The sequence below is a fragment of the Sphingomonas ginsenosidivorax genome (assembly GCF_007995065.1).
GTDB classification, from domain to species: Bacteria; Pseudomonadota; Alphaproteobacteria; order Sphingomonadales; family Sphingomonadaceae; genus Sphingomonas; species Sphingomonas ginsenosidivorax.
Genome location: NZ_VOQR01000001.1, coordinates 1293094 through 1319688 on the forward strand (window position 1 = coordinate 1293094; position 26595 = coordinate 1319688).

A 26595-nucleotide genomic window follows, 5' to 3' on the forward strand; every position below is an offset into this window, starting at 1 on the left:
CGAGCTCCTTCAGCGGGGGTCGGCAAGCGGCAGTCGGACGACGAAGCGGGCGCCCTCCAGCCGGTCTTTCCGCGATTCGACGATGATGCTGCCCTGATGCGCTTCGACGATGGTCCGCGCAATGGCGAGGCCGAGCCCGGAATGCTGGCCGAACGCCTCGCTTTCCGGCCGGATCGACTGGAAGCGGCGGAACACCGTCTCTCGCTCGTCCTCGGGTACGCCGGGGCCCTCGTCCTCGACGCATACGACCAGCTCGCGGCGCGCCGCATCGGCGGCGATCGCGATCAACCCGGTGTCGGGCGAGAACGACACCGCATTGTCGATCAGGTTCTCGAACACGCGCTCCAGCCGCGCGCCTTCGCCGTTCACCACCAGCGCCAGCGCGGGATCGCGGTCGAAACGGATGCGGATACCGCGCTCGATTCCGCGTGCGGCGCGTTGCGCGAGCAGGCCCTCGATCATCGCGGCGACGTCGACCGGCTCGAACTGCGCGCGGCTGAGCTGCGCGTCGAGCCGCGAGGCTTCCGAGATGTCGGAGATCAGCCGGTCGAGCCGGAGCACGTCGTCGCGCACGATTTCGAGCAGCTGCGCCTGGAGGGCCGGGTCCTTGACGCGGCTCAGCCCCTCGACCGCGGACCGCAGCGAGGCGAGGGGGTTCTTCATCTCGTGCGTGACGTCGGCGGCGAACGCTTCCGTGGCGTCGATCCGCGCACGCAGCGCGAGGCTCATATCCGACAGCGCGCGTGCGAGCATGCCCAGTTCGTCGCGGCGCGAGGGCAGGCGCGGCACCACCACCTCGCGTGCACGGCCAAGCCGCACCCGCACTGCGGCACGCGCCAGCCGGCGCAGCGGCCGCACTATCGTCCGCGCGAGGAACAGCGACAACAGGATCGACACGATCGACACGACCAGCAGCACCATGCTCAGCCGGAACCGCTCGATCCGGACGGTGCGGGTGATGTCGCGCGCGTTGATCGTCGTCATCACCACGCCGCCCGCGGACAGCGGTGCCGCGGCGGTGATCACGGGCGTACGATCCGGTGCGCGCCATACCGTCGTCGCCACGATCGGCTGCGTTCGAACCGCCGCCACGTCGGGCCAGCGCGCGCCCTCGCGGCGCTCGCGGTACAGCGGTGGGCGCGGCGCCATCACGATGACGTCGATCACCGCATCCAGGAAGCGCGCGGCGGACTGGTCCCAGGGGTCCTTGTCGGGGTCCTGCAGCACGAAGTTGCGCACGCCGAGTGCGCGTGTGTCCGCGGTCACGTCACCCGCCGGGTCGAACAGCCGGATTCGGGCGCCCGTATCCGCGGCCAGCCGCTTCAGCAACGGATCGCGCCGCGCGGGCTCGACGGCCGCGATCGCCTCGGCGATCAGCCGGACCTCGCGACGCGTCTGTGCGACGCGGCTGTCGACGATCCGGCTGCGATAGGAATCGAGATAGAAGAACCCGCCCGCGAGCAGCAACAGCGCGAAGATGTTGACCGCGAGGATACGCCGGGTCAGCGAAATCTGCCCCGACCAGCGCAGCGTCAGGTCGCGCGTGCCACCCCCGCCGCCGCCATCGTCGGAGCCGTCCTCGGCGTCGGTCAGGTCAGTCGTCAGAGAAACGGTACCCGGCGCCATACAGCGTCTCGATCGCGTCGAACTCGGGGTCGACCTGGCGGAACTTGCGCCTCAGCCGCTTGATGTGGCTATCGATCGTCCGATCGTCGACATAGATGTCGTCCTGGTACGCCGCGTCCATCAGCTGGTTGCGCGTCTTCACGATGCCGGGCCGCTGCGCCAGCGTCTCGAGGATCAGGAACTCGGTCACGGTCAGCGTGACGCTTTCGCCGGCCCAGGTCGTGCGATGCCGCGCCGGGTCCATGCTGAGGCGACCGCGATCGATCGGCCCGGCCTGCTCCGCCGCGGTCGCGGTCTCGGGCGACTGGACGAGTTCCGACCGCCGCAGGATCGCCCGGATCCGCGCGATCAGCAGCCGCTGCGAGAACGGCTTGGCGATATAGTCGTCCGCGCCCATCGCGAGGCCCAGCGCCTCGTCGAGCTCGTCGTCCTTGCTGGTCAGGAAGATCACCGGGATCCGGCTCTTCTCGCGCAGCCGGCGCAGTAGCTCCAGCCCGTCCATCCGCGGCATCTTGATGTCGAAGATCGCCAGATCGGGCGGATTGTCGACCAGCGCCTTCAACGCGGTCTCGCCGTCCGAATAGAGCCGCGTCACGAACCCTTCGGTCTGCAGCGCGATGGACACCGAGGTCAGGATGTTGCGGTCGTCGTCGACGAGCGCGATCGTTGCCGTCATGTCGGGAAGCGAGCCTCGTGCGTGGGGACCCCCGATTAGGGCAAAGCGCCGCGCCGCTCAACCGGCTCGATACGACCCGCGATTGGCCCCGGTTTGACAAGTTCAGGGTGCCGGCTACATCCGATGTCAACGATGCATTCAAAAGAATTGCACGAATTTTTGGAGATGATGACCATGACCGACGCCCGTATTCCGTCCAGGGGGCTCGATGCCCAGGGCATCCGCACGCCCGCACGACTGCACTGGAACCTCGTAACCGCCCAACTCGTCGAGGCGGCACTTGCGCGCGGCGAGGGAAGCTTGTCCGCCGACGGTCCGCTGGTCGTCGAGACCGCGCCGCACACCGGCCGCTCGGCACAGGACAAGTTCATCGTCCGCGACGCCGAGACCGAAACCACGGTCTGGTGGGGCAAGAGCAACAAGGCGATGGACCCCGCGCATTTCGCCGCGCTGAAAGCGGACTTCATGACCGCGCTGGGCGAGAAGCAGGAGCTGTTCGTCCAGGACCTGTTCGGCGGATCGCAGCCCGATCACCGCGTGAAGGTGCGCGTCGTCACCGAGCTTGCGTGGCACAATCTGTTCATCCGGACGATGCTGGTGCGGCCCGAGGAAGCGGCGCTCAAGGATTTCGTCGCCGACTACACGATCATCGACCTGCCGAGTTTTCGCGCCGATCCCGCGCGCCATGGTTGCCGCAGCGAGACGGTGATCGCGGTCAACTTCACCGACAGGCTGATTCTGATCGGCGGCACGCGCTACGCCGGCGAGATGAAGAAGTCGGTGTTCGGGCTGCTCAACTATCTGCTTCCGCCGACCGGCGTGATGCCGATGCATTGTTCGGCGAACATGGGTCCGAACGGCGACACCGCGGTGTTCTTCGGCCTGTCGGGCACCGGCAAGACCACGCTCAGCGCCGACGCCAGCCGCACGCTGATCGGAGACGACGAGCATGGCTGGTCCGACACCGCGGTCTTCAACTTCGAGGGCGGCTGCTACGCCAAGATGATCCGGCTGTCCGCGGACGCCGAACCCGAGATCTTCGCGACCACCAAGCGGTTCGGCACCGTGCTCGAGAATGTCGTGATGGACCCCGATACGCGGCGGCTCGATCTCGACGATCACACGCTCGCGGAGAACAGCCGCGGCGCGTATCCGATCGACTTCATCCCCAATGCCAGCGCCGAGAACATGGGGCCGGTGCCGCGCAACATCGTGATGCTGACTGCCGACGCGTACGGCGTGCTGCCGCCGATCGCGAAGCTGACGCCCGACCAGGCGATGTACCATTTCCTGTCGGGCTATACCGCGCGGGTCGCCGGGACCGAGATCGGGGTTACCGAACCCGACGCGACCTTCTCGACCTGCTTCGGCGCGCCGTTCATGCCGCGCCATCCGTCGGTCTACGGCAACCTGCTTAAGGAGCGGATCGCGAAGGGCGGGGTCGATTGCTGGCTGGTCAACACCGGCTGGACCGGGGGCAAGTACGGCGTCGGCAATCGCATGCCGATCCAAACGACGCGCGCGCTGCTCAACGCCGCGCTCGACGGCAGCCTCAAGGATGCGACGTTCCGGACCGATCCCAATTTCGGCTTCCAGGTGCCCGTTGCGGTCCCGGGCGTCGATGGCGCGATCCTCGACCCGCGCACGACCTGGGCGGACGGCGCGGCGTACGACGAGACGGCGGCCAAGCTGGTCGACCTGTTCGTCGAGAATTTCGCGCAGTTCGCAGAGCATGTCGATCAGGGCGTGCGGGACGCTGCGCCGCAGGTGACGCGCGTGACCGAGCCGGCCTGACAGAACAGATCCGACACCTCTCCCCCCCTCCCTGCAAGGGAGGGGCCGGGGGTGGGCGGAGGCTGGGGACGGACCGTCGTCTGTCTGCTCGACCCACCCCCAACCCCTCCCTTTCAGGGAGGGGAGCAGTTCAGGCCTCCAGCGGCTCGACCACTACCGTCCCGCCCTCGACCGCGACAACCCGCATGCGCGTCCCCACTGCCGCATCCGCGCCCCGCGCAGGCCATCCGCCGTCGCCGACCACCACGCGGCCGTGGCCGGCGATGATCGCGGTCTCGACCGTTACGATCTCGCCGACCAGCCGCGCGGCGCGGTCGTTGAGCATCGGGTCGCCGCCCTCGACCGGATAGTCGACATACCAGCGCTTCCCGATCAGCACCGTCACCACGCTCCATGCCGCGAACGACCCGAGCTGCGCCGTCACCGGCAAGTCGGGCAGTGCGAACACGGCGAAACCCGTCGCCGCCGCGGCGATCGCTAGGAACACCAGGAACACGCCCGGCACCGCGAGCTCGGCAATGCCGAGCAGCAGCGCCGCGATCAGCCACGCGCTCGATGCGCCGATCGCGCCCATCTCAGGCCTTCGGCAGCTCGAAGGGCCCGCGCCGCGCTTCGGCTTTGCCCTCGGTCTTGACCTGCGGCGTCGGCACGCGGTCGGCGAGCGCGTCCTTGGCGAGCTCGCCGATCCCGCCCAGCGTCCCCATCAGCTGGGTTGCCTCGACCGGGAACAGGATCGTCTTGGCGTTGGGGCTGGTCGCGAACTTGCCGATCGCCTCGACATATTTCTGCGCGATGAAATAGTTGATCGCCTGCGCGCCGCCTTCCTCGATCGCGTGCGACACCGCGCGCGTCGCCGCCGCTTCGGCTTCCGCAGCTCGCTCGCGTGCCTCGGCGTCGCGGAACGCCGACTCCTTGCGCCCTTCCGATTCGAGGATCCGCGCCTGCTTCTGCCCTTCGGCGCGAAGGATCTCCGAAGCACGGCTGCCCTCGGCATCGAGGATATTGGCGCGCTTCTCGCGCTCGGCCTTCATCTGACGGCCCATCGCGTTGACGATGTCGGCGGGCGGGCGGATGTCCTTGATCTCGACGCGCGTGATCTTGACGCCCCAGGGCGTCGTCGCGTGATCGACGACGTTCAACAGACGCGCGTTGATCTCGTCGCGCTTCGACAGCGTCTCGTCGAGGTCCATCGACCCCATAACGGTGCGCAGGTTGGTCGTCGTGAGCTGCAGCAGCGCCATGTACAGGTCGGACACCTCGTACGCGGCCTTGGCCGAGTCGAGCACCTGAAAGAACACGACCCCGTCGGTCGAGATCATCGCATTGTCCTTGGTGATGATCTCCTGACCGGGGATGTCGATCACCTGCTCCATCATGTTCACTTTCCGCCCCACCCGGTAGAAGAAGGCGGGGTAGAAGTTGAACCCGGGCCGGGCGACCGCGGTGAAGCGGCCGAAATGTTCGATCGTGTACTGATAGCCCTGGCGGACGATCTTGATACTGGTGAAGAGGTAGAAGAGCACCAGCGCGAGTATCAGTGCGGCTAAGGTCAGGCCCATCGAAACATCCCCCAAATCGGTGCGGACGATATAGCACGCCGTGCGCCAGGGGGCCTAGCCGTCCGTGCCCGCTTTGGTTACATGGCGCGCCACCTCCCCACGCAGGAAACCGGCAGCCCATGGATATCCGCCTCGGCCTCACCTTCGACGACGTTCTGCTCGTGCCGGCCGAATCCGACATCGTGCCAAGCCAGACCAACACCGCGACACGCGTCACGCGCGGCATCGCGCTCGACATCCCGATCCTCTCCTCGGCGATGGACACCGTGACCGAGGCCGACATGGCGATCGTCATGGCGCAGTTGGGCGGGATCGGCGTGCTCCACCGCAATCTCGAGATCGACGAACAGGTCGCGGCCGTCCGCGCGGTGAAACGGTTCGAGAGCGGCATGGTCGTCAACCCGATCACGATCGCGCCGTCGGCGACGCTCGCCGAGGCGCAGGCGTTGATGGTCCGCCACAAGATCAGCGGCATCCCCGTGGTCGAGGCCGACGGGAAGCTCGTCGGCATCCTCACCAACCGCGACGTGCGGTTCGCGGAGAACCCGAAGCAGCCCGTGTCCGAGCTGATGACGCACGAGAACCTCGCGACCGTCTCGACCGGCGTTGGCAAGGAAGAGGCGCGGCGGCTGCTGCACCAGCGGCGGATCGAGAAGCTGCTGGTGGTCGACGAGCGCTATCGCTGCGTCGGGCTGATCACCGTCAAGGATATCGAAAAGGCGGTCACCTATCCCAACGCGACCAAGGACGATGCCGGCCGCCTGCGTGTCGCGGCCGCAACCACGGTCGGCGACAAGGGTTTCGCGCGCACCGAGGCGCTGGTCGATGCCGAGCTCGACCTCGTCGTGATCGACACCGCGCACGGCCACAACCGCGACGTCGCGCGCGCGGTCGAGCGGGTCAAGAAGCTGTCGAACTCGGTGCAGGTGATCGCCGGCAACGTCGCCACCGGCGACGCGACGCGCGCGCTGATCGATGCGGGTGCGGACGGGATCAAGGTCGGGATCGGCCCGGGCTCGATCTGCACCACGCGAGTCGTCGCGGGCGTCGGCGTGCCGCAGCTGACCGCGGTGATGGACTGCGCCGAGGTCGGGCTGAAGGCGGGCGTCCCCGTCATCGCGGATGGCGGCCTGCGGACCTCGGGCGACCTCGCCAAGGCGCTCGCGTCGGGCGCGTCGGCGTGCATGATCGGCTCGCTGCTCGCGGGCACCGAGGAAGCGCCGGGCGAAACCTTTCTGTTTCAGGGCCGCGCGTACAAATCCTATCGCGGGATGGGATCGGTCGGCGCGATGGGCCGCGGGTCCGCGGACCGTTATTTCCAGGGCGACATCAAGGACCAGATGAAGCTCGTCCCCGAGGGGATCGAGGGCCAGGTCGCGTTCAAGGGTCCGGCGAAGGACGTCATCCACCAGCTCGTCGGCGGCATCCGTGCGGCGATGGGCTATACCGGCTCGGCGACGATCCGCGACCTGCAGGACCGCGCGCAGTTCGTGCAGATCACCGGCGCGGGGCTGAAGGAAAGCCATGTCCACGACGTGACGATCACGCGCGAGGCGCCGAACTACCCGACGCGGTAAACTGTCACCTCCGCCGTTCTCCCGCGAAAGCGGGAGCCCAGGGTCAAGCAGCGCTGCGTCCGGTTACCCTGGGCTCCCGCTTTCGCGGGAGAACGGTCCGGCGGGAAGGTCGCGCGAGAAAATTCCCCTCCCGCGCGCGCGAGCGGGTAGGGGGGACCACATGACGCCCCCCGCCAGAACCCAAGCCGCGATCGAACTCCTCGACCAGATCCTCGCCGCCGCCCGCGAAGGCGGCGCCGCCGCCGATACGCTGATCGCGCGCTATTTCGCCACTCGCCGCTATGCCGGCTCCAAGGATCGCCGCGCGGTCCGCGAGCTGGTCTACTCAGCGATCCGCGCCGCAGGCGACCGCCCCGAGACCGGCCGTTCGGCGATGCTCCTCGTCGCCGATGCCGATCCCGAGGTTGCCGCGACGTTCGACGGCTCCACCCACGCCCCCGCCGCGATCGCCAAGGACGAGCCGCGCGCGCGCCCAGGTGTCGCACCGCAATGGCTGAGCAAGGCCTTGCGCGCCTCCGGCCTGGACGGCGCCGCGCTGACCGCGCTCGCCGGCCGTGCGACGCTCGACCTGCGGGTGAACACCGTCGCGACGACGCGCGAGGCCGTGCTCGCGGCATTGCCGGACGCCGAACCCACGCCGCACGCCCCCGACGGGATCCGCCTGCCGACCGGCACCAACGTCGAATCACTGCCGCTCTTCAACGAAGGCGCCATCGAGGTTCAGGACGAGGGCAGCCAGATCGTCGGCCTCGCGATGCAGGCCAAGTTCGGCGAGCGTATCGTCGACCTGTGCGCCGGCGCCGGCGGCAAGACGCTCGCACTCGCCGCGACGATGCAGAACAAGGGCACGATCCTCGCTTGCGACACCGATCGCATGCGTCTGTCGCGCCTCGCGCCCCGCGCGACCCGCGCCGGCGCCACGATCGTCGAGACGACGCTGCTCAACCCGACGCGCGAACGTGAGGCGCTCGCCGACTGGCAGGAACGCGCCGACGGCGTCCTGGTCGATGCGCCCTGTTCGGGCACCGGCACCTGGCGGCGCAACCCCGAGGCACGCTGGCGGCTGACCCCGGAACGCGTCTCCCGCCTGCAGTCGACGCAGCAGCATGTGCTCGGCGTCGCGGCGTCGCTGGTTCGTCCGGGCGGCGCGCTCGTCTACATCGTCTGCTCGCTGCTCGATGCAGAGGGGACCGACCAGGTCAGCTGGTTCCTCGGCGCGCACCCCGGCTGGAAGGTCGAAGCGCTCGACCTGCCCGCGGGCGCGAAGCATGGCCAGGGCATCCGCCTCGAACCCGGCCGCGACGGCACCGACGGATTTTTTGTCGCGCGGCTGATTGCCCCGTGATAGCGCGGGGCGTGCCCCGTCTGGAGACCATCATGCGCTTTTCGTCCGTCGGTATCGCTGCCGCCCTGACCCTGGTGTGCGTATCGACGTCGCTCAGCGGCCAGCGCCCCGACAGCCAGATCGACGCGCGCTCGCTGCAGTTGCTGGCGCAGGGCCGGACGCTCGTCGCGGCCGGCAACCTCGACGGCGCCACCGACGTGCTCGAGACCGCGGCGGCGGTCGATCCGCGCAACCGCGGTGCGTTCGTGTTGATGGCGCAGATCGCCAGCACGCGCGGCCTGCCCGGCAAGGCGATCCGGTTGTACCGCGAGGCATTGCTGCTTGAACCCAACGACCTCCGCGCGCTGCGCGGGCAGGGCGAGGCGCTGGTCGCCAAGGGCGCGGTGATCAAGGCGCGCGAGAATCTCGCCAAGATCAAGACGCTCTGCAAGACGCAGTGCGCGGACGCGACCCAGCTTTCCGCGGTGATCGCCAAGGGCCCGCCGATCACGACCGCGCAGGTGGTGAAGCCGGCCGCAACGCCGGAATGACGTCATGCTGAACTCGGTTCAGCATCCACTTCGCTACGAGCGTCAGCGCTTGTGGAGAGGTGGACCCTGAAACGCGTTCAGGGTGACGGGGGTTTGAGTGAGCTGGTCGCGCCAAACCGACGTGGTGAAGTTGGCCGCAACCCGCAAAGATCGTCATGCTGAACTTGGTTCAGCATCCACTTCGTTACGAGCGTCAGCGCTTGTGGAGAGGTGGACCCTGAAACAAGTTCAGGGTGACGGGGGTTTGGGGGCGCCCACGACCCGCGCCAGGTTCACGAAATCCTCGACCGACAGCGTCTCCGCGCGCCGAGTCGTATCCACCCCGATCGCCTCGAGCCCCTCGAGCGCCCCCGCCACGCCCTTGACGCTCTGTCGCAGCATCTTCCGCCGCTGCCCGAACGCCGCCCCCGTCAGCCGCTCCAGCACGGAGAAATCGACGCCGTCGGGTGCGGGCAGGGGGGTGATGTGGACCACCGCCGACATCACCTTGGGCGGCGGCGTGAAGGCCGAGCGGTGAACCGGCATCGCGATCCGCGCCGCACTGCGCCACTGCGCCAGCACCGCCAGCCGGCCGTAATGATCGTCGTTGGTCCTGGCGACGATCCGCTCGGCGACTTCCTTCTGGAACATCAGCGTGCACGACTGCCACCACGGCTCCCAAGCGCCCGACAGCCAGCCGACCAGCAGCGCGGTGCCGACATTGTAGGGGAGGTTCGACACGATGTGCGGACGTCCCGTGAACAGCGACGGCGCGTCGACCGCGAGCGCATCGCCCTCGATCACGGTCAGCTGCCCGGGATAGGCCTCGCTCAGCTCGGCGAGCGCGGGGATGCAGCGCCGGTCGCGCTCGATCGCGGTCACGCGCGCCCCCGCGGCGAGCAGCGCGCGGGTCAGGCCGCCGGGGCCGGGCCCGACCTCGAGGACTTCCTCGCCACGGAGGTTGCCAGGTACCGCGGCGATGCGCGCGAGCAGCTGGCCGTCGAACAGGAAATTCTGTCCCAGTGCCTTGCTCGCGTTCAATCCATAGCGCGCGATCACCTCGCGCAGCGGGGGCAGGCTGGTCACGACCGGATCGTCGCGCGCCGGTCCGCCGCCGCACCCGCCATCACGATCGCCGCGATCATCGCGCCGGGCTCGGCCATGTCCTTGCCCGCGATCCCGAACGCGGTGCCGTGGTCGGGCGAGGTCCGCACGATCGGCAGGCCCAGCGTAATGTTGACGCCCTCGTCGAAATGCAGGGTCTTGATCGGCACCAGGGCCTGGTCGTGATAGCAGCACAGGCACGCATCATAGGTCGCGCGCGCTCGCGGATGGAACAGCGTGTCGGCGGCGAACGGCCCTGCCGCGTCGATCCCCTCGGCCTGCAGGATCGCGATGGCGGGTTCGAGGATATCGATCTCCTCGCGGCCGATCGCGCCCTGCTCGCCGGCATGCGGATTGAGGCCTGCGAACACGATCCGCGGGGCTTCGATCCCAAAATTCTTGGTCAGGCCCCGTGCGGTCGCGCGGCCCTTCGCGACGATCAGCTCGACCGACAACAGCGACGAGACCTGCGCCAGCGGCACGTGCGTGGTGATCGGCACGACGCGCAGGGTCGGCCCTGCGAGCATCATCACCGCGTTCTCGCCCGCGATCCCGTAGCGTTCGGCGACGAACTCGGTCTGCCCGGGATGGCTGAAGCCGATCGCGTAGAGCTGCGCCTTCGACACCGGACCCGTGACCAGCGCCCGCGCCGCGCCGGTGCGAACGAGGCCAACCGCAAGCTCCAGCGAATGCAGGGCACAGCGGGCGCCCTCGACATCCGGGACGCCGGGCACGATCTCGCCGGCGTCCTCGACCGTCATCACCGGCAGTGCGTCGGCGAACGCCGCATGCGTCTCGGCCAGGTCGCCGATCCGCGCGATCGGCCCCGACCACACGCGCGCGATCGCCCGCGCGTCGCCGACCGCCACGAAGGGCGGCAGCGCATGCGTTTCACGTGCGGCCCAGGCCTTGGCGATGATCTCCGGCCCGATCCCGGCGGGATCACCCATCGAGACCGCGATCGGCGCCGCGGTGCCGGGGCGACGATTAGCGATATTCGACGACCGCATCGCGCCGCAGATCGCGCAGCTTCTGCTGGGCGCGCAAATTGACGCGCTGCTGCTCGAGCTGGCCCTGGATCTGGTCCGAGCTCGGCAGCGACCCCGCGGCGGCATCGTCGCGACCGCAGAGCACCAGCGCGCGCACCCCCTGTTCGGCCGAGCCGAACGGCGGAGTCGATTCGCCGACCTGCAGCCGCAGCATGATTTCCTGCAGCTGCGGCGGCAGGTCGCGGACGCGCACGGTGTCGTTGTCGACCACGTCGGCGCCGATGCTCGCCGCGACCTTCTCGACCGTACCGCAACCGCGCAGCGCCTTGGTCGCCTCGCCGAACGCGGTCGCGCGGGCGGTCGCCTGCGCCGCGTTGGTGTTGGGCGGGAAGCGCAGCGTCAGCTGCTTGAGGCTGAGGCGGGCGTCACGCGGATCGGCGGTGAGCACCTGACGCTTGTCGGTCAGGTAGATGATCGAATAGCCGCCCGCGACCTCGATGGGGCCCGCGACCTGGCCGACCTGCATGCTGTTCACCGCCTGCGCGAGTTCGGGCGGCAGCGTGGAGGCACGGACCCAGCCGAGATCGCCACCGACACCCTTGGTCGAGGCGTCCGAATATTGCCGCGCGAACCCTTCGAACGGCTGCTGGCCCTTCTGGATCTCGCCGAGCAGCGCACGGGCGTTGGAAAACACCTGCTGGCCGTTTGCCGCATCGCTGCGCAGGAAGATCTCGTGTAGGTTGAACTCGTCGGTGCCCTTGGCCGCCTGCAGGCGATCGAGGATGCCCTTGACCTCCTCGTCGCCGACGTTGACGAACGGCTCGACGCGCTTGCGCAGATAGCGCTGCCAGGCGAGCTCGCCCTCGATCTGGCGCTTGAGCGAGCGCTCCGAGGAGCCCTCCTCACGCAGGAAGGCGCGCATCGCGGTGGGGGTACGATTGAACTTCTTCGACACCGCGTCGAAGCTCTGCGTGATCTCGGCGGGCGTGATCACGACCTCGGCGGTCTTCGCCTCCTGGATCTGCAGCGTCTCGTCGATCAGCTGGCGCAGCACCTGCAGCTTGACGCGGTCGCGGTCCTCGGGGCTAAGCTTGGCGTTGTTCGCCACCGCCACCAGCGCCACGCGCTGGTCGACGTCGGTGCCGGTGATGACGCTGTCGTTGACGATCGCGGTCGGCTTGCGGACGTTGGGGTCGAGCTTGCCGAAGATCTGCAGGTTCGCGGGGATGTCGAGCCCGGTATTGTCGGGCACGCTCTGGTCCGGAACCGTCTGCGCGATCGCGGTCGTGGCCAGCGCCGCCAGCACGGCCGCGCCGACCAGCTTGCCAGCCCGCGTCTTGACCCGCGTCTTCAATCCAACGTCATGCTTCAAGGTTTCGAAATCCCATCATCGCGTATGTGGCGCGGCTTGCCCCAGTATAGCTGAACGCGGGCTTAGCGGCCGAGATTGGTCAAGGCCAGCGACAACAGGAAGCTGTTACCCTTCCGCGCGTCGCCGGTGTCGTTGTAATACCGCCGCCACGTCGCGCCGAGCCGGATGCAGTCGTCCTCATACTGGACGCCGAGGCGGTGCCGGATCGGATCGAACCCGCTGGAAAGCGACGCCGGATCCTCGGCCTTGTTGGTCAGGTCGACCACCGCCGATCCGAACGCGGACCAGAACCGCGCGAACTGGACCCGGCCGCCGACGCGCAGCTCCTCGCGGTCCTGCAGATCCTCGATCGCGGGGAAGATGTCGCGATTGAGGCGGAGATAGCCGACCAGGACATAGCTCGCGCGCGACCCGATCGTCGCGTCGAGTTCGTTGCGGCGCACCGCGAAACTGTCCTTGTCGAGCCGGTAGCGGTGCGTCAGCGACACGAAGTCGCGGAACCGCAGTTCCGTGCGCCCGACGATGTCGGAGAAGCGGTCGCTGAGCCCGGTGCCATCCGCGAACAGCGACGGCCGCGCGTCGAGGCGGTAGCTCTGGCCGACGGTGGCATCCAGCGTGATGCCGGGCAGGTCGACCGCCCATTCCGCGCCATAGGTCGCGCGCGACGAATCCTCGAACCGGTCGTAGCCGGCGAAGCGGTTGAGCGCGAACAGGTTGCTGGTGTCGAGGTCGACCGCGCGCGAATCCTCGTTCGGCAGCGACTGGTTGGCGAGCTTCGGCGAGGCGACGAGCTGGACGCGCGGGGTGAAGCGCTGCGTGCCGCTGAGGAAGCTGCCGATGAACGGCCATTTCACGTCGACCGCCAGCGCGCCGATTGCACGGCCGTGAAACCCCTCGAGCCCGCGATAGCTTTCGACCAACGTCGCGGCCGTATCGTTGGTGTTGTACGCGTCGGCGCGGGCGAGCGCGGTGAAGGTGACCTCCTGGCCCCATCGGGTCAGCTTGCGCAGGTCCCACTGCGCCGACGCGAACGCGCGCTGTGTATCCTGCCCGTCGGTCCGCGTCAGCGCCAGCGTGTTGAGTTGAAGCTGCAGCGTACCGCCGAGCAGCGGATCGGCGAAGCGCTTGCGGTAATCGAGCTCGGGCAGCGCGATCGGCTGCATCCCCTGCTGGTCGTTGACGCGCAGCGTCTGCACGACCCAGCCGGTCAGCGCGAAATAGCTGCTGTCGTCGATCCGCTCGAGGCTGGCGGTGCTCCGCAGCCGGTCGTCGCGCGAGATGTCGTAGCGGCGCAGGAAGGTGCGGTCGGTGGTGAGCCTGAGCGATCCGCTCGCGGTCCAGTTCGGCGACAGCTGATAGCGGGCGATGCCGTCGATATAGCCGCGGAACGCGCGTTCGGTATCGGTCAGGGTCGCGGTCGACAGGTCGTCGCTGCGGCGGCTTTCGGTCGCATAGGCGCCGATCTTGAATGCTCCGCGCGTGCTGAGCGCCGAATATTCCGCCTGCAACATCGGCAGGACGCTGCTGTAGACGTGCGGCGTGATGGTCAGCCCCTTGTTCGGGGCGAGCTTGAAATAATAGGGCAGCGCGAATTCGAGGCCGTTCGCGCGGCTGTAGTTGAAGTTGGGCGACAACAGCCCGTTGTCGCTGCCGCCGCCGACGGGGTTCGAGAATTTGGGCAGCGGCAGGCTCGGCAGCCCGAACAGGTGCAGCCGCGCGCCCGAATAATAGATGCGCTGGCGCTCGGGCCGGTAGGTCACCCGGATCGCGGTGATCTTCCAGGTCGGCTCCTTGGGACAGCCCGCCGAATTGGAGACCGCGCACGGCGTATAGGCGGCGGTCCGCAGCTCGACCGTGCCGTTGAGGTCGCGCGTGCCCTGCTTCGCCGCCAGCCGCCCGCCCTGTTCGAGCACGACGAGCATGTTGTCGATCACGCCGTCCTTCAGCGAATCGGTCAGGTTGATCTCGTCGCCATAGGCGATGTCGCCCTCGGGATTGGTGACCGCGATGTTGCCGGTGGCGACGACCTTGCCGGTCTTGCGGTTCCACACGACCTTGTCCGCGCGCAGCCGGTCGCCCTGGCGGAACATGCGGACTTCGCCGGTCGCGGTGACGACGTCGGCGTTGGTGTCGTATTCGAGGCCGGAGGCGCTGAACTGGACCTGGTCGTCGCCGATCGCGGGCGGCGGCGCGTTCGGCACCGGCGCGTCCTGTACGGGCGGCGCGACGGCACGGTTCTGCAGGTCCTGCGCGGCGGCGGGTGCCGCCGCCAGCAGTGCGAGCGATAGGGCACAGCCCGCCATCAGGTCGATACGCAACACGGTCCGGAGCAACCCCTTTGGCGGCCTTGCGCGGCCACCGTCGCGGCCACGTTCCAGCCGGCCTATCGCATCACCGGGCCGCTGCTGCAATCGTCACGCTTTGCACTGCGCGCGCATGAGCCTAGAGCAGCCGGCCAACCCCCCGTTCCAACTCCCGTTTCCGAGGCCCCCCAATGCAGATCGATTTCGTCTCCACCGCCGCCGCCGATGCGGCGATCGTCGCCATCCCGGTGGAGAAGGACGGTCTCGCGCGGACGGTCTGGGGCGCGCTTGACGGTGCGACGCTCGCGACCGCAGCGGCGAAGGCCGCGCGCTACACCGGCGAGGCCGGGTCGATCGTCGAGCTGTTCGTCGCGCAGGGCGACGCGGTGCGCCAGGTGCTGCTGGTCGGCGTCGGTGCCGGTGGCGAGGCGGACTGGGAGAAGGCCGGCGGCGCGCTCGTCGCCAGGCTGCTGACCTCGGGCGCGACCGCGGTGACGGTCGACCTCGCCGCCACGCCGGGCAAGCCGACCGCCAAGGCGCTCGCCCGCTTCGCCGGCGCCGCCGCGCAGCGCGCCTGGCGCTACGACACCTATCGCACCAAGCTCGCCGAGACCGCGAAGCCGACGCTCGCCACCGTGACGATCGCGGGCGCGCCCGAGGGCACCGACGCCGCCTGGGCAACGCAGGATGCGGTCACGCGCGGCATGGACCTGACTCGCTGGCTGGTTGCGACGCCGCCGAACATCCTCTACCCCGAGAGCTTCGTCGAGAAGGTCGCCGCCGAGGTCGAGGGACTCGGTCTCGAGATCGTCGTCGTCGACGAGGCGCAGATGACCGAGCTCGGCATGGGCGCGCTGCTCGGCGTCAGCCAGGGCTCGCGTCGCGAGGCCCGCATCCTCGCGCTCAAGTGGAACGGCGCAGGGGAGGGCGATCCGCTGCTCGCGCTGGTGGGCAAGGGCGTGACCTTCGACACCGGCGGCATCTCGATCAAGCCCGCCGCGGGCATGGAAGACATGAAGTGGGACATGGGCGGCGCGGGTGCGGTCGCCGGCACGATGAAGGCGCTCGCCGCGCGGAATGCCAAGGTCAACGTCATCGGCGTCATGGGCCTGGTCGAGAACATGCCCGACGGCAACGCCCAGCGTCCCGGCGACGTCGTGACATCGATGTCCGGCCAGACCATCGAGGTGATCAACACCGACGCCGAGGGGCGGCTGGTGCTGTGCGACTGCGTGACCTGGGTGCAGCGGACCTACAAGCCCGCGACGATCGTCGATCTCGCCACGTTGACCGGCGCGATGATCGTCGCGTTGGGGCATGAGCATGGCGGCATCTTCGCCAACGACGACGCGCTCGCCGACCAGCTGCTCGCCGCCGGCCGCGCGACCGGCGACCTGCTGTGGCGCTTCCCGCTGTCGCCGGCCTATGACAAGATCATCGACAGCCCGATCGCCGACGTGAAGAACGTCGGCCCGCGCGGCGCCGGCTCGATCACCGCGGCGCAGTTCATCCAGCGCTTCGTCGATAGCGGCGTGAAATGGGCGCATCTCGACATCGCCGGGATGGTCTGGGCCGACAAGGCCGGGCCGAACCACGACAAGGGCGCGACCGGCTACGGCGTGCGGTTGCTCGACCGGTTCGTCGCGGACAATTTCGAGGGGTAATTCCCCTCCCGCTTGCGGGAGGGGCTAGGGGAGGGCCTGTCAGGGCACCGGTTGGAGCAGGCAAGCCCTCCCCCAACCCCTCCCGCAAGCGGGAGGGGAGTATCATGCAGGTCGACTTCTACCACCTCACCGCAACCCCGCTCGACCGCGCCCTCCCGCAGATCGCGGAAAAGGTGGTCGCCACCGGCGGCCGCCTGCTCATCGTCAGCGCGTCCGACGACCAGCGTACCGCGCTCGACCGCCTGCTCTGGACCTACACGCCGGAGAGCTTCCTCCCTCACGCCCGCGCGGGCGGCGATGCCGATGCGGACCAGCCGATTCTGATCGCCCCCGACATCGCCCCCGCCAACGGCGCGCGGCATGTCGCGATCGTCGACGGCCAATGGCGCGACGAGGCGCTCGGCTTCGACCGCGCCTTCCACTTCTTCGACGACGAGGCGATCCGCGAGGCGCGCCTCGCCTGGAAGGCGCTCGCCGACCGCGACGGCATCGAGCGCCGCTACTGGAAACAGGACGACAGCGGGAAATGGGAAAAAGCCGCCTGATCCCTCATCCTCCCCGCCACGGGGAGGTGGCGCCGAAGGCGACGGAGGGGGCGGAAACGATAACGCCCGCTCCGTGTCCGCCCCCTCCGTCACGCTTTGCGCGCCACCTCCGCCTTGCGGGGGAGGATTCCGGCCCGCCTAGTTGCATTCGGACCGGTCCGGCTCTAGGGCGGCGCCACTTTTCCAAGCATCAAGACAGGAGCCCGTGACCATCATGGCCGCGAACCGTACCTTTTCGATCATCAAACCCGACGCCACGCGTCGCAACATCACCGGCGCCGTCACCAAGATGCTCGAGGAGGCTGGCCTCCGCGTCGTCGCATCGAAGCGCATCCAGATGACACGCGATCAGGCCGAGGGCTTCTATGCGGTCCACAAGGAGCGTCCGTTCTTCGGCGAGCTCGTCTCGTTCATGATCTCGGGCCCGGTCGTCGTCCAGGTTCTCGAAGGCGAGAACGCGATGCAGCGCAACCGCGACATCATGGGCGCCACCAACCCGGCGAACGCCGAGCCCGGCACGATCCGCAAGGAGCTCGCCGAATCGATCGAGGCGAACACCGTGCACGGGTCGGATTCGGACGAGAACGCCGCAATCGAGATCGCCTATTTCTTCAAGCCCGAAGAAATCGTCGGCTGATGCGCTGGCGGGTGCGCCGCGCTGGCCCGGACGACGCGTCCGCACTGGCGCTGGTCGCATCCGCCACCTTCCTCGAAACCTATGCGACCGAACTGGCCGGTGCCGACATCGTCGCGCACTGCCTCAATAACACGAGCGTGGAGCTGTTCACACGCTGGACGACCGATCGGTCGACGATCGTGACGATCGCGGAGCACGCGCCCGGCCATGCGCCGATCGGCTACGCTGTGTTGACCGCCCCCGATTTTCCCATCGACACCCGCCTGACCGACGTCGAGCTGCGGCGGATCTATATCCTCGCGCAGATGCAGGGCACCGGACTGGGCAAGGCGCTGATGACGCGCGCGTTCGAGGATGCGGCAGCGGCTGGGCACGGACGGGTGCTGCTCGGCGTCTACGAGCATAACTACCGCGCGCACGCGTTCTACGAACGCCTGGGGTTCACGCGGATCGGCGAGCGCCGGTTCACGGTGGGGACAGCGACGTACACGGATCCGGTCTACGCGCGGGACGTCTGATCCCGTCCGTCATGCCGGACTTGTTCCGGCATCCATGCTTCCGCAAACTCTCCGGCCAGTGGGTACGCGGCACGATGGACCCCGGACCAAGTCCGGGGTGATGATCACGGCTTGGCCCGTGCCCAGACCGCGTCCAGTTGCGCCTGCGTGCCCCGAACCTGCCGCACCTTCATTCCCGTCAGCCGCAGGTCGCGTCCGCGCAGCATCCGGCCCTCGGTCTTCCACAGCAGATCATAGATCCCGCTCGTCGTCCGGGTCGTCTCGCCATCGAGATAGCTGATCGTCAGCAGCACGGGCAGCCGCCCGGTCCGCTCGTCCGCGCCGCCGTCGGTCAGCTTGAGCAGCACGGTCTCGAACGCCGACACCGCGATCAGCGGATCCGCGGGCGGATGCTGTGCGGAGATGCCGAGCGCCTTGGGAAAGGCGATCGCGACGTCCTGAATCTCGTGCCGCGAATCCTTGAGCAACAGCGCCTTGCCGCCGTCCTGCACCTCGGCGGACAACGCGACGCGGCTTTCCGCCCGCTGTTCGGACGCGCGGGCCTGCGCCTTGTCCGCCTGATCGGCGCGGCGATCCGACCAGTTGATCCACAGGGTCAGCGCGGCGATCAGTGCGCCGGTGACGCCAAGCACCTCGGCGAGCGAGACCCAGCGGCGCCGGGTCGCGGCGGCTTCCTTGCGTTCGGCAGGCGTCTCGCTCATCGCCCGCCGGCCTCGAGCAGCCGCCGCGGCGCCGCCAGTTCCCAGCTTCGCGCGATCCGGTCCTCGACCAGCGCCCAGTCGACGTCGCCGGCGAGGTCGATCGCGACCCAGCCCGAGGCACCCAGATAGGAGGGGCGCGAATAGACCGCCGGGTTCGCCTCGATCATCATCGCCTGCTCGTCGGCATCCCCGGTCTTGACGCACACGACAGTCATCGCGTCGCCGTGATGATCCTCGCGGAACTGCGCGAACTGCGTACCCGCCACGAAGAAGCTCGGCTGGCCGTGCGATTCCCTTTCCTCCGCTTCGGGGAGCAGGAGAGCGACCTCGCGGACGTGGTCCAGTGGGGACTGGGCGAGCGGGGATAGGGTCATCGGGTCACGAACTCCGCGAGTATTCGGGGATACAGGGAATGCTCGGCCGCCAGCACGCGTTCCGCAAGTGCGTCGGCATCGTCGCCCTCGAGGATCGGCACCTCCGCCTGTCCCAGCACCGCGCCGCCGTCGAGCTCCTCGGTCACGACGTGCACCGAACACCCTGCCACCGCATCGCCCGCGTCGATCGCGCGCGCGTGCGTGTCGAGGCCCTTGTATTGGGGGAGCAGCGAGGGATGGATGTTGACGATCCGGTCGCGCCAGGCGCTCACGAACCAGTCGGTCAGCAGGCGCATGTACCCCGCCAGCGCGATCACCTCCGCGCCTGCCTCGCGCAGCGCGGCATCCATCGCCGCCTCGTAGATCGGCTTGTCGATGCCCTTTGGGCTCAATGCGAAGGTCGGGATGCCCTCCGACAGCGCCCAGGCCAGACCCGCCGCGGATGGCTTGTCAGATGCCACCACGACGATCTCATAGGGGCAGTCGGGCGCACGCGACGCCGCGACCAGCGCCATCATGTTCGAACCGCGGCCCGAGATCAGGACGCCGACCCTGGTCTTATTCATGCGTGGCGGACCAGTCCGCCCGCGCGCTCCAGGTCTCCATCGTGCCCTTCACGGTGCAGCCATGCGTGCCTTCGTCGATATGGCCGATCGCGAACACCGTCTCGCCTGCGGCTTCGAGCTCGGCGGTGATCGCCGCCGCCTCGTCCGCCGCGACGATCGCGACCATGCCGATCCCGCAGTTGAAGGTCCGCGCCATTTCCTCGGGCTCGATCTGCCCCTGCGCCTGCAGAAACGCCATCAGCCGCGGCTGTGCCCAGGCATCGGCATCGACGACGGCATGGACCCCGCCCGGCAGCACGCGCGGGATATTCTCGAGCAGGCCGCCGCCGGTGATATGCGCCAGCCCCTTGATCCGGCGCGCGCGCAGCAGCGGCAACAGGCTCGCCACGTAGATCCGCGTCGGCGCCATCAGGTGATCGATCAGCAACCGGTCCTGGTCGAACAGGGCAGGGCGATCGAGCTTCCACCCGCGATCCGCCGCCAGCCGCCGGACCAGCGAGAAGCCGTTCGAATGCACACCCGACGAGGCGAGCCCGAGCATCACGTCGCCTGCTGCGATCTCGCCGCCCGTCAGCACGTTCTCGCGCTCGACCGCGCCGACGCAGAAGCCCGCCAGGTCGTAGTCGCCATCGGCATACATGCCCGGCATCTCGGCGGTCTCGCCGCCGATCAGCGCGCAGCCGGCCTGCTTGCACCCCTCCGCGATCGAGGCGACGACGCGCTCGGCGATCGCCGCGTCCAGTTTCCCGCTCGCATAATAATCGAGGAAGAAGAGCGGCTCGGCGCCCTGGACGATCAGGTCGTTGACGCACATCGCGACCAGGTCGACGCCGACGCCTTCGTGCCGGTCCCACTCGATCGCGAGCTTCAGCTTGGTGCCCACGCCGTCGTTCGCGGCGACCAGCAACGGATCGACGAACCCTGCTGCCTTCAGGTCGAACATGCCGCCGAACCCGCCGAGATCGGCGTCGGCTCCTGGCCTCCGCGTGGCGCGAGCGAGGGGGGCGATCGCGCGGACAAGGGCATTGCCCGCTGCGATCGAAACGCCGGCTTGGGCGTAGGTGTAGGGCTTGTCGCTGTCGGTCATGCGGCCTGCTAGCCATATCCCGCTTGGATTTCCACGCCTGCTTCGCCAAAAGGCCCGCGTGACCCGTATTCGCCCGCTTCCCGCCGCGCTCGCCGGCGCCCTGTTGTTGCTCGGCGGCGGCGCCGTCGTGGCGCAGATCGAGGGCGGTACCGCCGGGACTGCGCCGGTCGACAGCGGCAGCGCCTATGAAGTCAGCGGCGTCGCCGTCGACGTCGCGGGCAAGTCCGCCGACGCCGCACGGCTCGGCGGCTGGCGGCTCGCGCAGCGGAAAGCCTGGGTCCAGCTCTCGAAGCGGCTCGGCGGCGGCGGGGGCCTCGTCTCCGACGGCACGCTCGATTCGATCGTATCGGGGATCGTCGTCGAGAACGAACAGATCGGGCCCGATCGCTACATCGCGAAGCTCGGCGTGCTGTTCAATCGCGCGCGCGCCGGGTCGATCCTCGGCATCTCCTCCTATGCCGACCGATCGCCGCCGATGCTGGTGATCCCGGTCGAATGGTCGGGCGGGGTCGGCCGCGCGTTCGAACAGCCGACCGCCTGGCAACAGGCCTGGGCGCGCTTCCGCACCGGCAATTCGAGCGTCGACTATGTCCGTCCCGCCGGCAGCGGCCCCGACGCGCTGCTGCTCAACATCGGCCAGATCCAGCGTCCCGGCCGCGGCTGGTGGCGCACGATCATCGACCAGTACGGCGCGAACGACGTGCTGATCCCGGTCGTGAAGCTCTATCGCCAATGGCCGGGCGGGCCGATCATCGGCGTGTTCGAGGCGCGGCACGGCCCCGACAACGACCTGATCGGCCGCTTCACGCTGCGCGTCGGCAATGCCGATGGCCTGCCGCAGCTGCTCGACACCGGGGTCAAGCGGATCGACGACCTGTATCAGCGTGCGCTGCGCAGCGGCGAGTTGCGCGTCGACCCCAGCCTGTCGCCGCCGCCGCCGCCCGAAGCCGCGATCGACGACACCTTGCCCGACGACGGCCTCGTCGTCGACGATGCCGCCGCGGCTGCCGCGAGCGGGGCGGGGATCCCGATCATCGTCCAGTTCGACACGCCGCAAGCCTCGGTGATCTCCGCGACCGAAGCGGCGCTGCGCGGCATCCCCGGCGTGCGTTCGGCCTCCACGACCAGCCTGGCGCTCGGCGGCGTGTCGCTGATGCGCGTCACCTATGACGGCGATCCGGAGGCGCTCAAGACTGCGCTCGAGGTGCGCGGCTACCAAGTGTTCGGGTCGGGGCAGACGCTGCGGATCCGGCGCGTGTCGCAACTGCTGCCGCCGGACCTTCCCGCGGACACCGCGACCGCAGGATGAGTCAGATCGCGCTTCCGCTGGGATGGCCCGCCGATCCCCGCGACGACGCCTTCCTGGTCACCGACAGCAACGCCCGCGCGGCGCACACGCTGGAGCATTGGGCGACCTGGCCGGTGATGACCGCGGTCCTGACGGGGCCGCGCAAGTCGGGACGCAGCCTGCTCGCGCGGATCTTCGCGGCCAAGAGTGGCGGCACGATCATCGACGATGCCGAGCGCGTGCCCGAGACGCAGCTGTTCCATGCCTGGAACCGCGCGCAGGAAACGCGTCGCCCGCTGCTGATCGTCGCCGACGCCGCGCCACCCGAATGGAAGGTCAAGCTGCCCGACCTCCGCTCGCGCCTCGCGGCCAGCCCGATCGCTGCGATCGGCGCGCCCGACGACGAACTCATGCGGCTGCTGCTGGATCATCTCTTCCATCGCCGCAGCCTGGATGCGCGGCCGGACCTGGTCGACTGGCTGGTCGCACGGATCGAACGCAGCCATGTAGCCGTTGAACGGACGATCGATGCGCTCGACCAGGAGGTGATGGAAACCCGGAAGCGCCTGTCGATCCCGCTGGCGCGAACCACGCTCGCGGATGCCGGACTGATCGCGAAACCGCAACAAACCCCCGTTACGCGCGAGGACGTATGAACCGCCCAGCCCATATCGTCCGCATCGCCGAAGACGACGACGCGCCGACCGCCTCAGCGCCCAACGACCGCTATTTCAACCGCGAGCTGTCGTGGCTGGGCTTCAACCGCCGCGTGCTGGAGGAAGCGTGCAACCCTGCGCATCCGCTGCTCGAACGGCTTCGCTTCCTGTCGATCTCGGGCTCCAATCTCGACGAGTTCTTCATGGTCCGCGTCGCCGGCCTGAAGGGGCAGCAGACGCAGGACGTCGATCGCCGCTCCGCCGACGGTCTCACCGCCGGGCAGCAATTGAGCGCGATCATCGTCGAGGCGGACGCGCTGATGGCGAGCCAGCAGGCTGTGTGGGGCGATCTGCGCGTGCTGCTCGACGACGCGGGATTGTTCGTGCTGCGCCGCGACGCGATCGACGACGAGGCCGATGCCTGGCTCGAAACGCATTTCCGCGACCAGATCTTCCCGATCCTCACCCCGCAGGCGCTCGACCCCGCGCATCCGTTCCCGTTCATCATGAACGGCGGGCTGTCGGTGATCTTCGACCTCGTCCGTCGCTCGGACGGCGAGCCGATCCGCGAGCTCATCATGATCCCGGCGACCGCGACGCGGTTCGTCCGCCTGCCCGGCGAGCCCGCGCGCTACATCGCGATCGAGACGATCCTCAAGCGGTTCGCGCCGGTGATCTTCCCCGGCTACGACGTGCTCGCCGCCGCCAGCTTCCGCGTCCTGCGCGACAGCGACATGGAGATCGAGGAAGAGGCGGAGGATCTCGTCCGCTATTTCGCCAACGCCATCAAGCGCCGCCGCCGCGGCCGCGTGATCCGCCTCGAACTCGAAACCGGCATCCCCGATGCGCTGGCAGCGGTGCTCAAGGACGAACTCGGCGGCGCCGACGCGATCATCACCGAGAGCGGCAATCTGCTCGGCATCGTCGACCTCGACGGGCTGTTCGACGAGGATCGCCCCGACCTCAAATTCCCGCCCTTCACGCCGCGCTTCCCCGAACGCATCCGCGAGTTCGGCGGCGATTGCTTCGCGGCAATCAAGTCGAAGGACATCGTCGTCCACCACCCGTACGAGACGTTCGACGTCGTGCTCGCCTTCCTCAAACAGGCTGCCAACGACCCCGACGTCGTCGCGATCAAGCAGACGCTCTACCGCGCCGGCAAGCAGCCCGCGGTCATCAACGCGCTGATCGCTGCCGCGGAAGCCGGCAAGTCGGTCACCGCCGTCGTCGAGCTGAAGGCGCGGTTCGACGAGGAACAGAACATGGTCTGGGCCTCCGCGCTGGAACGCGCGGGCGTCCAGGTCGTCTACGGCTTCATCGACTGGAAGACGCACGCGAAGGTGTCGCTGGTCGTCCGCCGCGAGGGGTCCGCGTTCCGCACCTATTGCCACTTCGGCACCGGCAATTATCACCCGGTCACGGCTAAAATTTACACCGATCTCAGCTTCTTCACCGCGGATGCTGCGGTGGGGCGTGATGCCGCGCAGATGTTCAACTACATCACCGGCTATGTCGAACCCGTCGCGATGGCGAAGATGAGCCTCAGCCCGCGCGACCTCCGACCCAACCTGGTCAACCTGATCGATGCCGAGATCGCGAACGCGCGTGCCGGCAATCCCGCCGGCGTTTGGGCGAAGATGAACTCGCTGGTCGATCCCGCGATCATCGAGAAGCTTTACGAGGCGAGCGGCGCCGGGGTCGAGGTCGAGCTCGTCATACGCGGCATCTGCTGCCTGCGCCCCGGCGTTTCCGGCCTCTCGGACAATATCCGCGTGAAGTCGGTGATCGGCCGGTTCCTGGAGCACAGCCGGATCTGGGCGTTCGGCAACGGCAAGGCGCTGCCCAATGACGGCGCCAAGCTGTTCATCTCGTCGGCCGATTGGATGCCGCGCAACTTCGATCGCCGCGTCGAGTATATGCTGCCGATCCTCAACCCGACCGTCCACGACCAGATCCTCGATCAGGTCATGGTCGCCAACCTCATCGACAACGAACAGAGCTGGGAATGCGGGCCCGACGGCGCCTATACGCGCGTGGACCCCGGCGACCGCCCGTTCAACCTGCATCGGTATTTCATGACCAATCCGTCTCTGTCGGGCCGTGGCGCATCGCTCGCGACCAGCGCGAGCGTGCCGACGCTGTCGCTGCGTCGCAAACGGTGAGCGTCACCGCGCGCCTGTTCGGCAAGCCCGTGGCGACCGTCGAGACCGACGATCATCCCCGCACCGGGATCATCGACATCGGATCGAACTCGATCCGCCTGGTCGTCTACCAGGGACCGCCGAGGCTCCCGGCGATCCGCTTTAACGAAAAGGTGATGGCGGGCCTCGGTCGCGGCCTGGCGGCGACGGGAGCGATCGAGAAGTCCGCGCTGAAGACCGCGCGCACCGCGCTTGCCCGCTTCGCCGCGGTCGCGCGCGAGATGGAAGTGACCAGCCTGCGCACCGTCGCCACCGCCGCGGTCCGCGATGCCGCCAACGGCCAGGAGCTCATAGACGCCGCGACCGCGCTCGGGCTGACGGTCGAGACGCTGTCGGGCGAACAGGAGGCCGGTGCGGCGGGCTATGGCGTGCTCTCGGCGATCCCGCAGGCGGACGGCATCGTCGGCGATCTCGGCGGCGGCAGCCTCGAACTCGTCCGCATCCGCGCCGGCCGGATCGAGGACCGCGTGTCCTTTCCGCTCGGCGTGCTGCGGATCGGACCGATCCGCGCCAAGCGTGGCAAGGTGCTCGAACGCCACGTCGCCAAGCTGATCCGCGAGGCCGGCTGGGCGGGCAGGGGGCAGGGGCTGCCGCTGTATCTGGTCGGCGGATCGTGGCGCGCGCTGTCGCGGCTCGACATGCGTCTGTCGGATTATCCGCTGCCGATCATCCACCAATATGCGCTGTCGCCCGCCAAGATCGTCCGCCTCAGCCGCACCATTCCGCAATTGTCGAAGCCGCGGATGCGCGGCGTGCCCGGGCTGTCGTCGGGGCGCTCCGGCACGCTAGCGGATGCCGCCGCTCTGCTCGGCGTGCTGATCCGGCAGCTCGGCAGCCGGACGACGATCGTCTCGTCCTACGGCCTGCGCGAGGGGCTGCTGTACGAGGATCTCGACCCGGCGACGCGGAAGCTCGACCCGCTGATCGTCGCGGCGCGCGAGGAAGGGCGGCTGCTCGGCCGCTTTCCCGAACATGGCGACCTGCTCGACGCCTGGATCGCGCCGCTCTTCGCCGGCGAAAGTGCCGCCGCCGCGCGGATCCGCCACACCGCCTGCCTGCTGGCCGATGTCGGCTGGCGCGCCAACCCCGAATTCCGCGCGGAACGCGGCGTCGAGATCGCGCTGCACGGCAATTGGGTCGCGATCGACGCCACCGGCCGCGCGCTGCTCGCGCAGGCGCTCTACACGAGCCTTGGCGGGGGCCAGTCCGCCGCCGATCCGGTCGGGCGGCTGATCGCCGTCGCCGACATCCGCCAGGCGACCGCCTGGGGTCTCGCGATGCGGCTCGGACAACGGATGAGCGGCGGCCTCGCAGGCCCCTTGCAGCGCTCGCGGCTGGTCGACGACGGCGCCACGCTCGCGCTGCATCTCGGCAAGGACGACAAGGGCCTGTACGGCGAAGCCGTCGAACGCCGCCACGCCGCGCTGGCGGCCGCACTGGGCCGCAAGGCGGCGCTGGTTATCGCCTGACCCGTGCCTCCCGTCATCCTGACGACGTTACCGGA

Annotated in this window: 24 protein-coding genes; 12 read left to right on the plus strand and 12 right to left on the minus strand. The window is 68.8% G+C overall.

Annotation, left to right across the window (positions count from 1 at the left end):
- Positions 1–9 precede the first annotated feature (9 nt).
- On the minus strand, positions 10–1626 hold the full coding sequence (locus FSB78_RS05755) for a sensor histidine kinase (protein ID WP_147080750.1): 1617 nt from the start codon (positions 1624–1626) through the stop codon (positions 10–12).
- The gene (locus FSB78_RS05760; RefSeq protein WP_147080752.1) at positions 1595–2302 is read right to left on the minus strand and encodes a response regulator transcription factor; all 708 of its coding nucleotides are present in this window, start codon (positions 2300–2302) and stop codon (positions 1595–1597) included. Before FSB78_RS05760 ends, FSB78_RS05755 begins: the two co-directional genes overlap by 32 nt.
- A 174-nt stretch (positions 2303–2476) precedes the next feature.
- On the opposite strand from FSB78_RS05760, the gene FSB78_RS05765 reads away from it, so the two are divergent.
- Positions 2477–4096, plus strand: a complete 1620-nt coding sequence (locus tag FSB78_RS05765; RefSeq protein WP_147080754.1) for a phosphoenolpyruvate carboxykinase — start codon at positions 2477–2479, stop codon at positions 4094–4096.
- Positions 4097–4226: 130 nt separating this feature from the next.
- On the opposite strand, the gene FSB78_RS05770 is transcribed toward FSB78_RS05765, so the two are convergent.
- Positions 4227–4670, minus strand: a complete 444-nt coding sequence (locus FSB78_RS05770) for an NfeD family protein (RefSeq protein WP_147080756.1) — start codon at positions 4668–4670, stop codon at positions 4227–4229.
- Position 4671: 1 nt separating this feature from the next.
- Complete coding sequence (locus tag FSB78_RS05775; protein WP_147080758.1) at positions 4672–5655, minus strand: SPFH domain-containing protein; 984 nt, start codon at positions 5653–5655, stop codon at positions 4672–4674.
- Positions 5656–5774: 119 nt separating this feature from the next.
- Between FSB78_RS05775 and guaB the strand changes: the two genes are divergently transcribed.
- From guaB to FSB78_RS05790, 3 genes are all read left to right on the plus strand, one after another.
- Positions 5775–7232: an IMP dehydrogenase gene (gene guaB / locus FSB78_RS05780; protein ID WP_147080760.1), complete on the plus strand. Its 1458-nt coding sequence runs from the start codon at positions 5775–5777 to the stop codon at positions 7230–7232.
- A 160-nt stretch (positions 7233–7392) separates the two neighbouring features.
- Entirely contained in the window at positions 7393–8577 is a 1185-nt protein-coding gene (locus tag FSB78_RS05785) for an RsmB/NOP family class I SAM-dependent RNA methyltransferase (protein WP_147080762.1), read from the plus strand.
- Between the two features lie 32 nt (positions 8578–8609).
- Positions 8610–9107, plus strand: coding sequence for a tetratricopeptide repeat protein (locus tag FSB78_RS05790; RefSeq protein WP_147080764.1), 498 nt, complete (start codon positions 8610–8612; stop codon positions 9105–9107).
- Between the two features lie 228 nt (positions 9108–9335).
- Here FSB78_RS05790 and rsmA read toward each other — a convergent pair whose 3' ends face one another.
- The 4 genes from rsmA to FSB78_RS05810 all read right to left on the minus strand — a co-directional run bounded on the left by rsmA (position 9336) and on the right by FSB78_RS05810 (position 14854).
- Positions 9336–10172: a 16S rRNA (adenine(1518)-N(6)/adenine(1519)-N(6))-dimethyltransferase RsmA gene (gene rsmA, locus FSB78_RS05795; RefSeq protein WP_147080766.1), complete on the minus strand. Its 837-nt coding sequence runs from the start codon at positions 10170–10172 to the stop codon at positions 9336–9338.
- A complete protein-coding gene (gene pdxA, locus FSB78_RS05800) occupies positions 10169–11200 on the minus strand; it encodes a 4-hydroxythreonine-4-phosphate dehydrogenase PdxA (RefSeq protein WP_147080768.1) in 1032 nt (343 codons plus the stop codon). The genes rsmA and pdxA overlap by 4 nt, the downstream gene beginning before the upstream one ends.
- Positions 11178–12551 carry a peptidylprolyl isomerase gene (locus FSB78_RS05805; RefSeq protein ID WP_147080770.1) on the minus strand — a complete coding sequence of 458 codons (1374 nt, stop codon included), beginning with the start codon at positions 12549–12551 and terminating at the stop codon, positions 11178–11180. The genes pdxA and FSB78_RS05805 overlap by 23 nt, the downstream gene beginning before the upstream one ends.
- 62 nt (positions 12552–12613) lie before the next feature.
- On the minus strand, positions 12614–14854 hold the full coding sequence (locus FSB78_RS05810) for an LPS-assembly protein LptD (protein ID WP_199743247.1): 2241 nt from the start codon (positions 14852–14854) through the stop codon (positions 12614–12616).
- 191 nt (positions 14855–15045) lie between these two features.
- Between FSB78_RS05810 and FSB78_RS05815 the strand changes: the two genes are divergently transcribed.
- From FSB78_RS05815 to FSB78_RS05830, 4 genes are all read left to right on the plus strand, one after another.
- Entirely contained in the window at positions 15046–16518 is a 1473-nt protein-coding gene (locus FSB78_RS05815) for a leucyl aminopeptidase (RefSeq protein WP_147080774.1), read from the plus strand.
- A gap of 104 nt (positions 16519–16622) precedes the next feature.
- Positions 16623–17063, plus strand: a complete 441-nt coding sequence (locus FSB78_RS05820) for a DNA polymerase III subunit chi (protein WP_147080776.1) — start codon at positions 16623–16625, stop codon at positions 17061–17063.
- Positions 17064–17277: 214 nt separating this feature from the next.
- The gene (gene ndk, locus FSB78_RS05825) at positions 17278–17700 is read left to right on the plus strand and encodes a nucleoside-diphosphate kinase (protein WP_147084043.1); all 423 of its coding nucleotides are present in this window, start codon (positions 17278–17280) and stop codon (positions 17698–17700) included.
- The gene (locus FSB78_RS05830; RefSeq protein ID WP_147080778.1) at positions 17700–18218 is read left to right on the plus strand and encodes a GNAT family N-acetyltransferase; all 519 of its coding nucleotides are present in this window, start codon (positions 17700–17702) and stop codon (positions 18216–18218) included. The genes ndk and FSB78_RS05830 overlap by 1 nt, the downstream gene beginning before the upstream one ends.
- A 104-nt stretch (positions 18219–18322) precedes the next feature.
- Here FSB78_RS05830 and FSB78_RS05835 read toward each other — a convergent pair whose 3' ends face one another.
- Genes FSB78_RS05835 through purM form a run of 4 tightly spaced genes read right to left on the minus strand, consistent with a single transcriptional unit; the run spans position 18323 to position 20946 of the window.
- Positions 18323–18919 carry a hypothetical protein gene (locus FSB78_RS05835; RefSeq protein ID WP_147080780.1) on the minus strand — a complete coding sequence of 199 codons (597 nt, stop codon included), beginning with the start codon at positions 18917–18919 and terminating at the stop codon, positions 18323–18325.
- Positions 18916–19293, minus strand: a complete 378-nt coding sequence (locus FSB78_RS05840; protein WP_147080782.1) for an MmcQ/YjbR family DNA-binding protein — start codon at positions 19291–19293, stop codon at positions 18916–18918. The genes FSB78_RS05835 and FSB78_RS05840 overlap by 4 nt, the downstream gene beginning before the upstream one ends.
- On the minus strand, positions 19290–19859 hold the full coding sequence (purN, locus tag FSB78_RS05845; RefSeq protein WP_147080784.1) for a phosphoribosylglycinamide formyltransferase: 570 nt from the start codon (positions 19857–19859) through the stop codon (positions 19290–19292). The genes FSB78_RS05840 and purN overlap by 4 nt, the downstream gene beginning before the upstream one ends.
- Positions 19852–20946 carry a phosphoribosylformylglycinamidine cyclo-ligase gene (gene purM, locus FSB78_RS05850; protein ID WP_147080786.1) on the minus strand — a complete coding sequence of 365 codons (1095 nt, stop codon included), beginning with the start codon at positions 20944–20946 and terminating at the stop codon, positions 19852–19854. The genes purN and purM overlap by 8 nt, the downstream gene beginning before the upstream one ends.
- 58 nt (positions 20947–21004) lie before the next feature.
- Between purM and FSB78_RS05855 the strand changes: the two genes are divergently transcribed.
- The 4 genes from FSB78_RS05855 to FSB78_RS05870 are packed head-to-tail and all read left to right on the plus strand — an operon-like array spanning position 21005 to position 26560.
- The gene (locus tag FSB78_RS05855; RefSeq protein WP_147080788.1) at positions 21005–22255 is read left to right on the plus strand and encodes a heavy-metal-associated domain-containing protein; all 1251 of its coding nucleotides are present in this window, start codon (positions 21005–21007) and stop codon (positions 22253–22255) included.
- On the plus strand, positions 22252–22890 hold the full coding sequence (locus FSB78_RS05860) for a P-loop NTPase family protein (protein WP_147080790.1): 639 nt from the start codon (positions 22252–22254) through the stop codon (positions 22888–22890). Before FSB78_RS05855 ends, FSB78_RS05860 begins: the two co-directional genes overlap by 4 nt.
- A complete protein-coding gene (locus tag FSB78_RS05865) occupies positions 22887–25052 on the plus strand; it encodes an RNA degradosome polyphosphate kinase (protein WP_147080792.1) in 2166 nt (721 codons plus the stop codon). Before FSB78_RS05860 ends, FSB78_RS05865 begins: the two co-directional genes overlap by 4 nt.
- Positions 25049–26560: a Ppx/GppA family phosphatase gene (locus tag FSB78_RS05870; protein ID WP_242008062.1), complete on the plus strand. Its 1512-nt coding sequence runs from the start codon at positions 25049–25051 to the stop codon at positions 26558–26560. The genes FSB78_RS05865 and FSB78_RS05870 overlap by 4 nt, the downstream gene beginning before the upstream one ends.
- The last annotated feature ends 35 nt before the right edge of the window (positions 26561–26595 follow it).

Bases quoted from the DNA above. Each gene is read 5' to 3' on its own strand.
- FSB78_RS05755 (WP_147080750.1), bottom strand. From the start codon at position 1,626: ATGGCGCCGGGTACCGTTTCTCTGACGACTGACCTGACCGACGCCGAG.
- FSB78_RS05760 (WP_147080752.1), bottom strand. From the start codon at position 2,302: ATGACGGCAACGATCGCGCTCGTCGACGACGACCGCAACATCCTGACC.
- FSB78_RS05765 (WP_147080754.1), top strand. From the start codon at position 2,477: ATGACCGACGCCCGTATTCCGTCCAGGGGGCTCGATGCCCAGGGCATC.
- FSB78_RS05770 (WP_147080756.1), bottom strand. From the start codon at position 4,670: ATGGGCGCGATCGGCGCATCGAGCGCGTGGCTGATCGCGGCGCTGCTG.
- FSB78_RS05775 (WP_147080758.1), bottom strand. From the start codon at position 5,655: ATGGGCCTGACCTTAGCCGCACTGATACTCGCGCTGGTGCTCTTCTAC.
- guaB (WP_147080760.1), top strand. From the start codon at position 5,775: ATGGATATCCGCCTCGGCCTCACCTTCGACGACGTTCTGCTCGTGCCG.
- FSB78_RS05785 (WP_147080762.1), top strand. From the start codon at position 7,393: ATGACGCCCCCCGCCAGAACCCAAGCCGCGATCGAACTCCTCGACCAG.
- FSB78_RS05790 (WP_147080764.1), top strand. From the start codon at position 8,610: ATGCGCTTTTCGTCCGTCGGTATCGCTGCCGCCCTGACCCTGGTGTGC.
- pdxA (WP_147080768.1), bottom strand. From the start codon at position 11,200: ATGCGGTCGTCGAATATCGCTAATCGTCGCCCCGGCACCGCGGCGCCG.
- FSB78_RS05810 (WP_199743247.1), bottom strand. From the start codon at position 14,854: ATGGCGGGCTGTGCCCTATCGCTCGCACTGCTGGCGGCGGCACCCGCC.
- FSB78_RS05815 (WP_147080774.1), top strand. From the start codon at position 15,046: ATGCAGATCGATTTCGTCTCCACCGCCGCCGCCGATGCGGCGATCGTC.
- FSB78_RS05820 (WP_147080776.1), top strand. From the start codon at position 16,623: ATGCAGGTCGACTTCTACCACCTCACCGCAACCCCGCTCGACCGCGCC.
- ndk (WP_147084043.1), top strand. From the start codon at position 17,278: ATGGCCGCGAACCGTACCTTTTCGATCATCAAACCCGACGCCACGCGT.
- FSB78_RS05830 (WP_147080778.1), top strand. From the start codon at position 17,700: ATGCGCTGGCGGGTGCGCCGCGCTGGCCCGGACGACGCGTCCGCACTG.
- FSB78_RS05835 (WP_147080780.1), bottom strand. From the start codon at position 18,919: ATGAGCGAGACGCCTGCCGAACGCAAGGAAGCCGCCGCGACCCGGCGC.
- FSB78_RS05840 (WP_147080782.1), bottom strand. From the start codon at position 19,293: ATGACCCTATCCCCGCTCGCCCAGTCCCCACTGGACCACGTCCGCGAG.
- purN (WP_147080784.1), bottom strand. From the start codon at position 19,859: ATGAATAAGACCAGGGTCGGCGTCCTGATCTCGGGCCGCGGTTCGAAC.
- purM (WP_147080786.1), bottom strand. From the start codon at position 20,946: ATGACCGACAGCGACAAGCCCTACACCTACGCCCAAGCCGGCGTTTCG.
- FSB78_RS05860 (WP_147080790.1), top strand. From the start codon at position 22,252: ATGAGTCAGATCGCGCTTCCGCTGGGATGGCCCGCCGATCCCCGCGAC.
- FSB78_RS05865 (WP_147080792.1), top strand. From the start codon at position 22,887: ATGAACCGCCCAGCCCATATCGTCCGCATCGCCGAAGACGACGACGCG.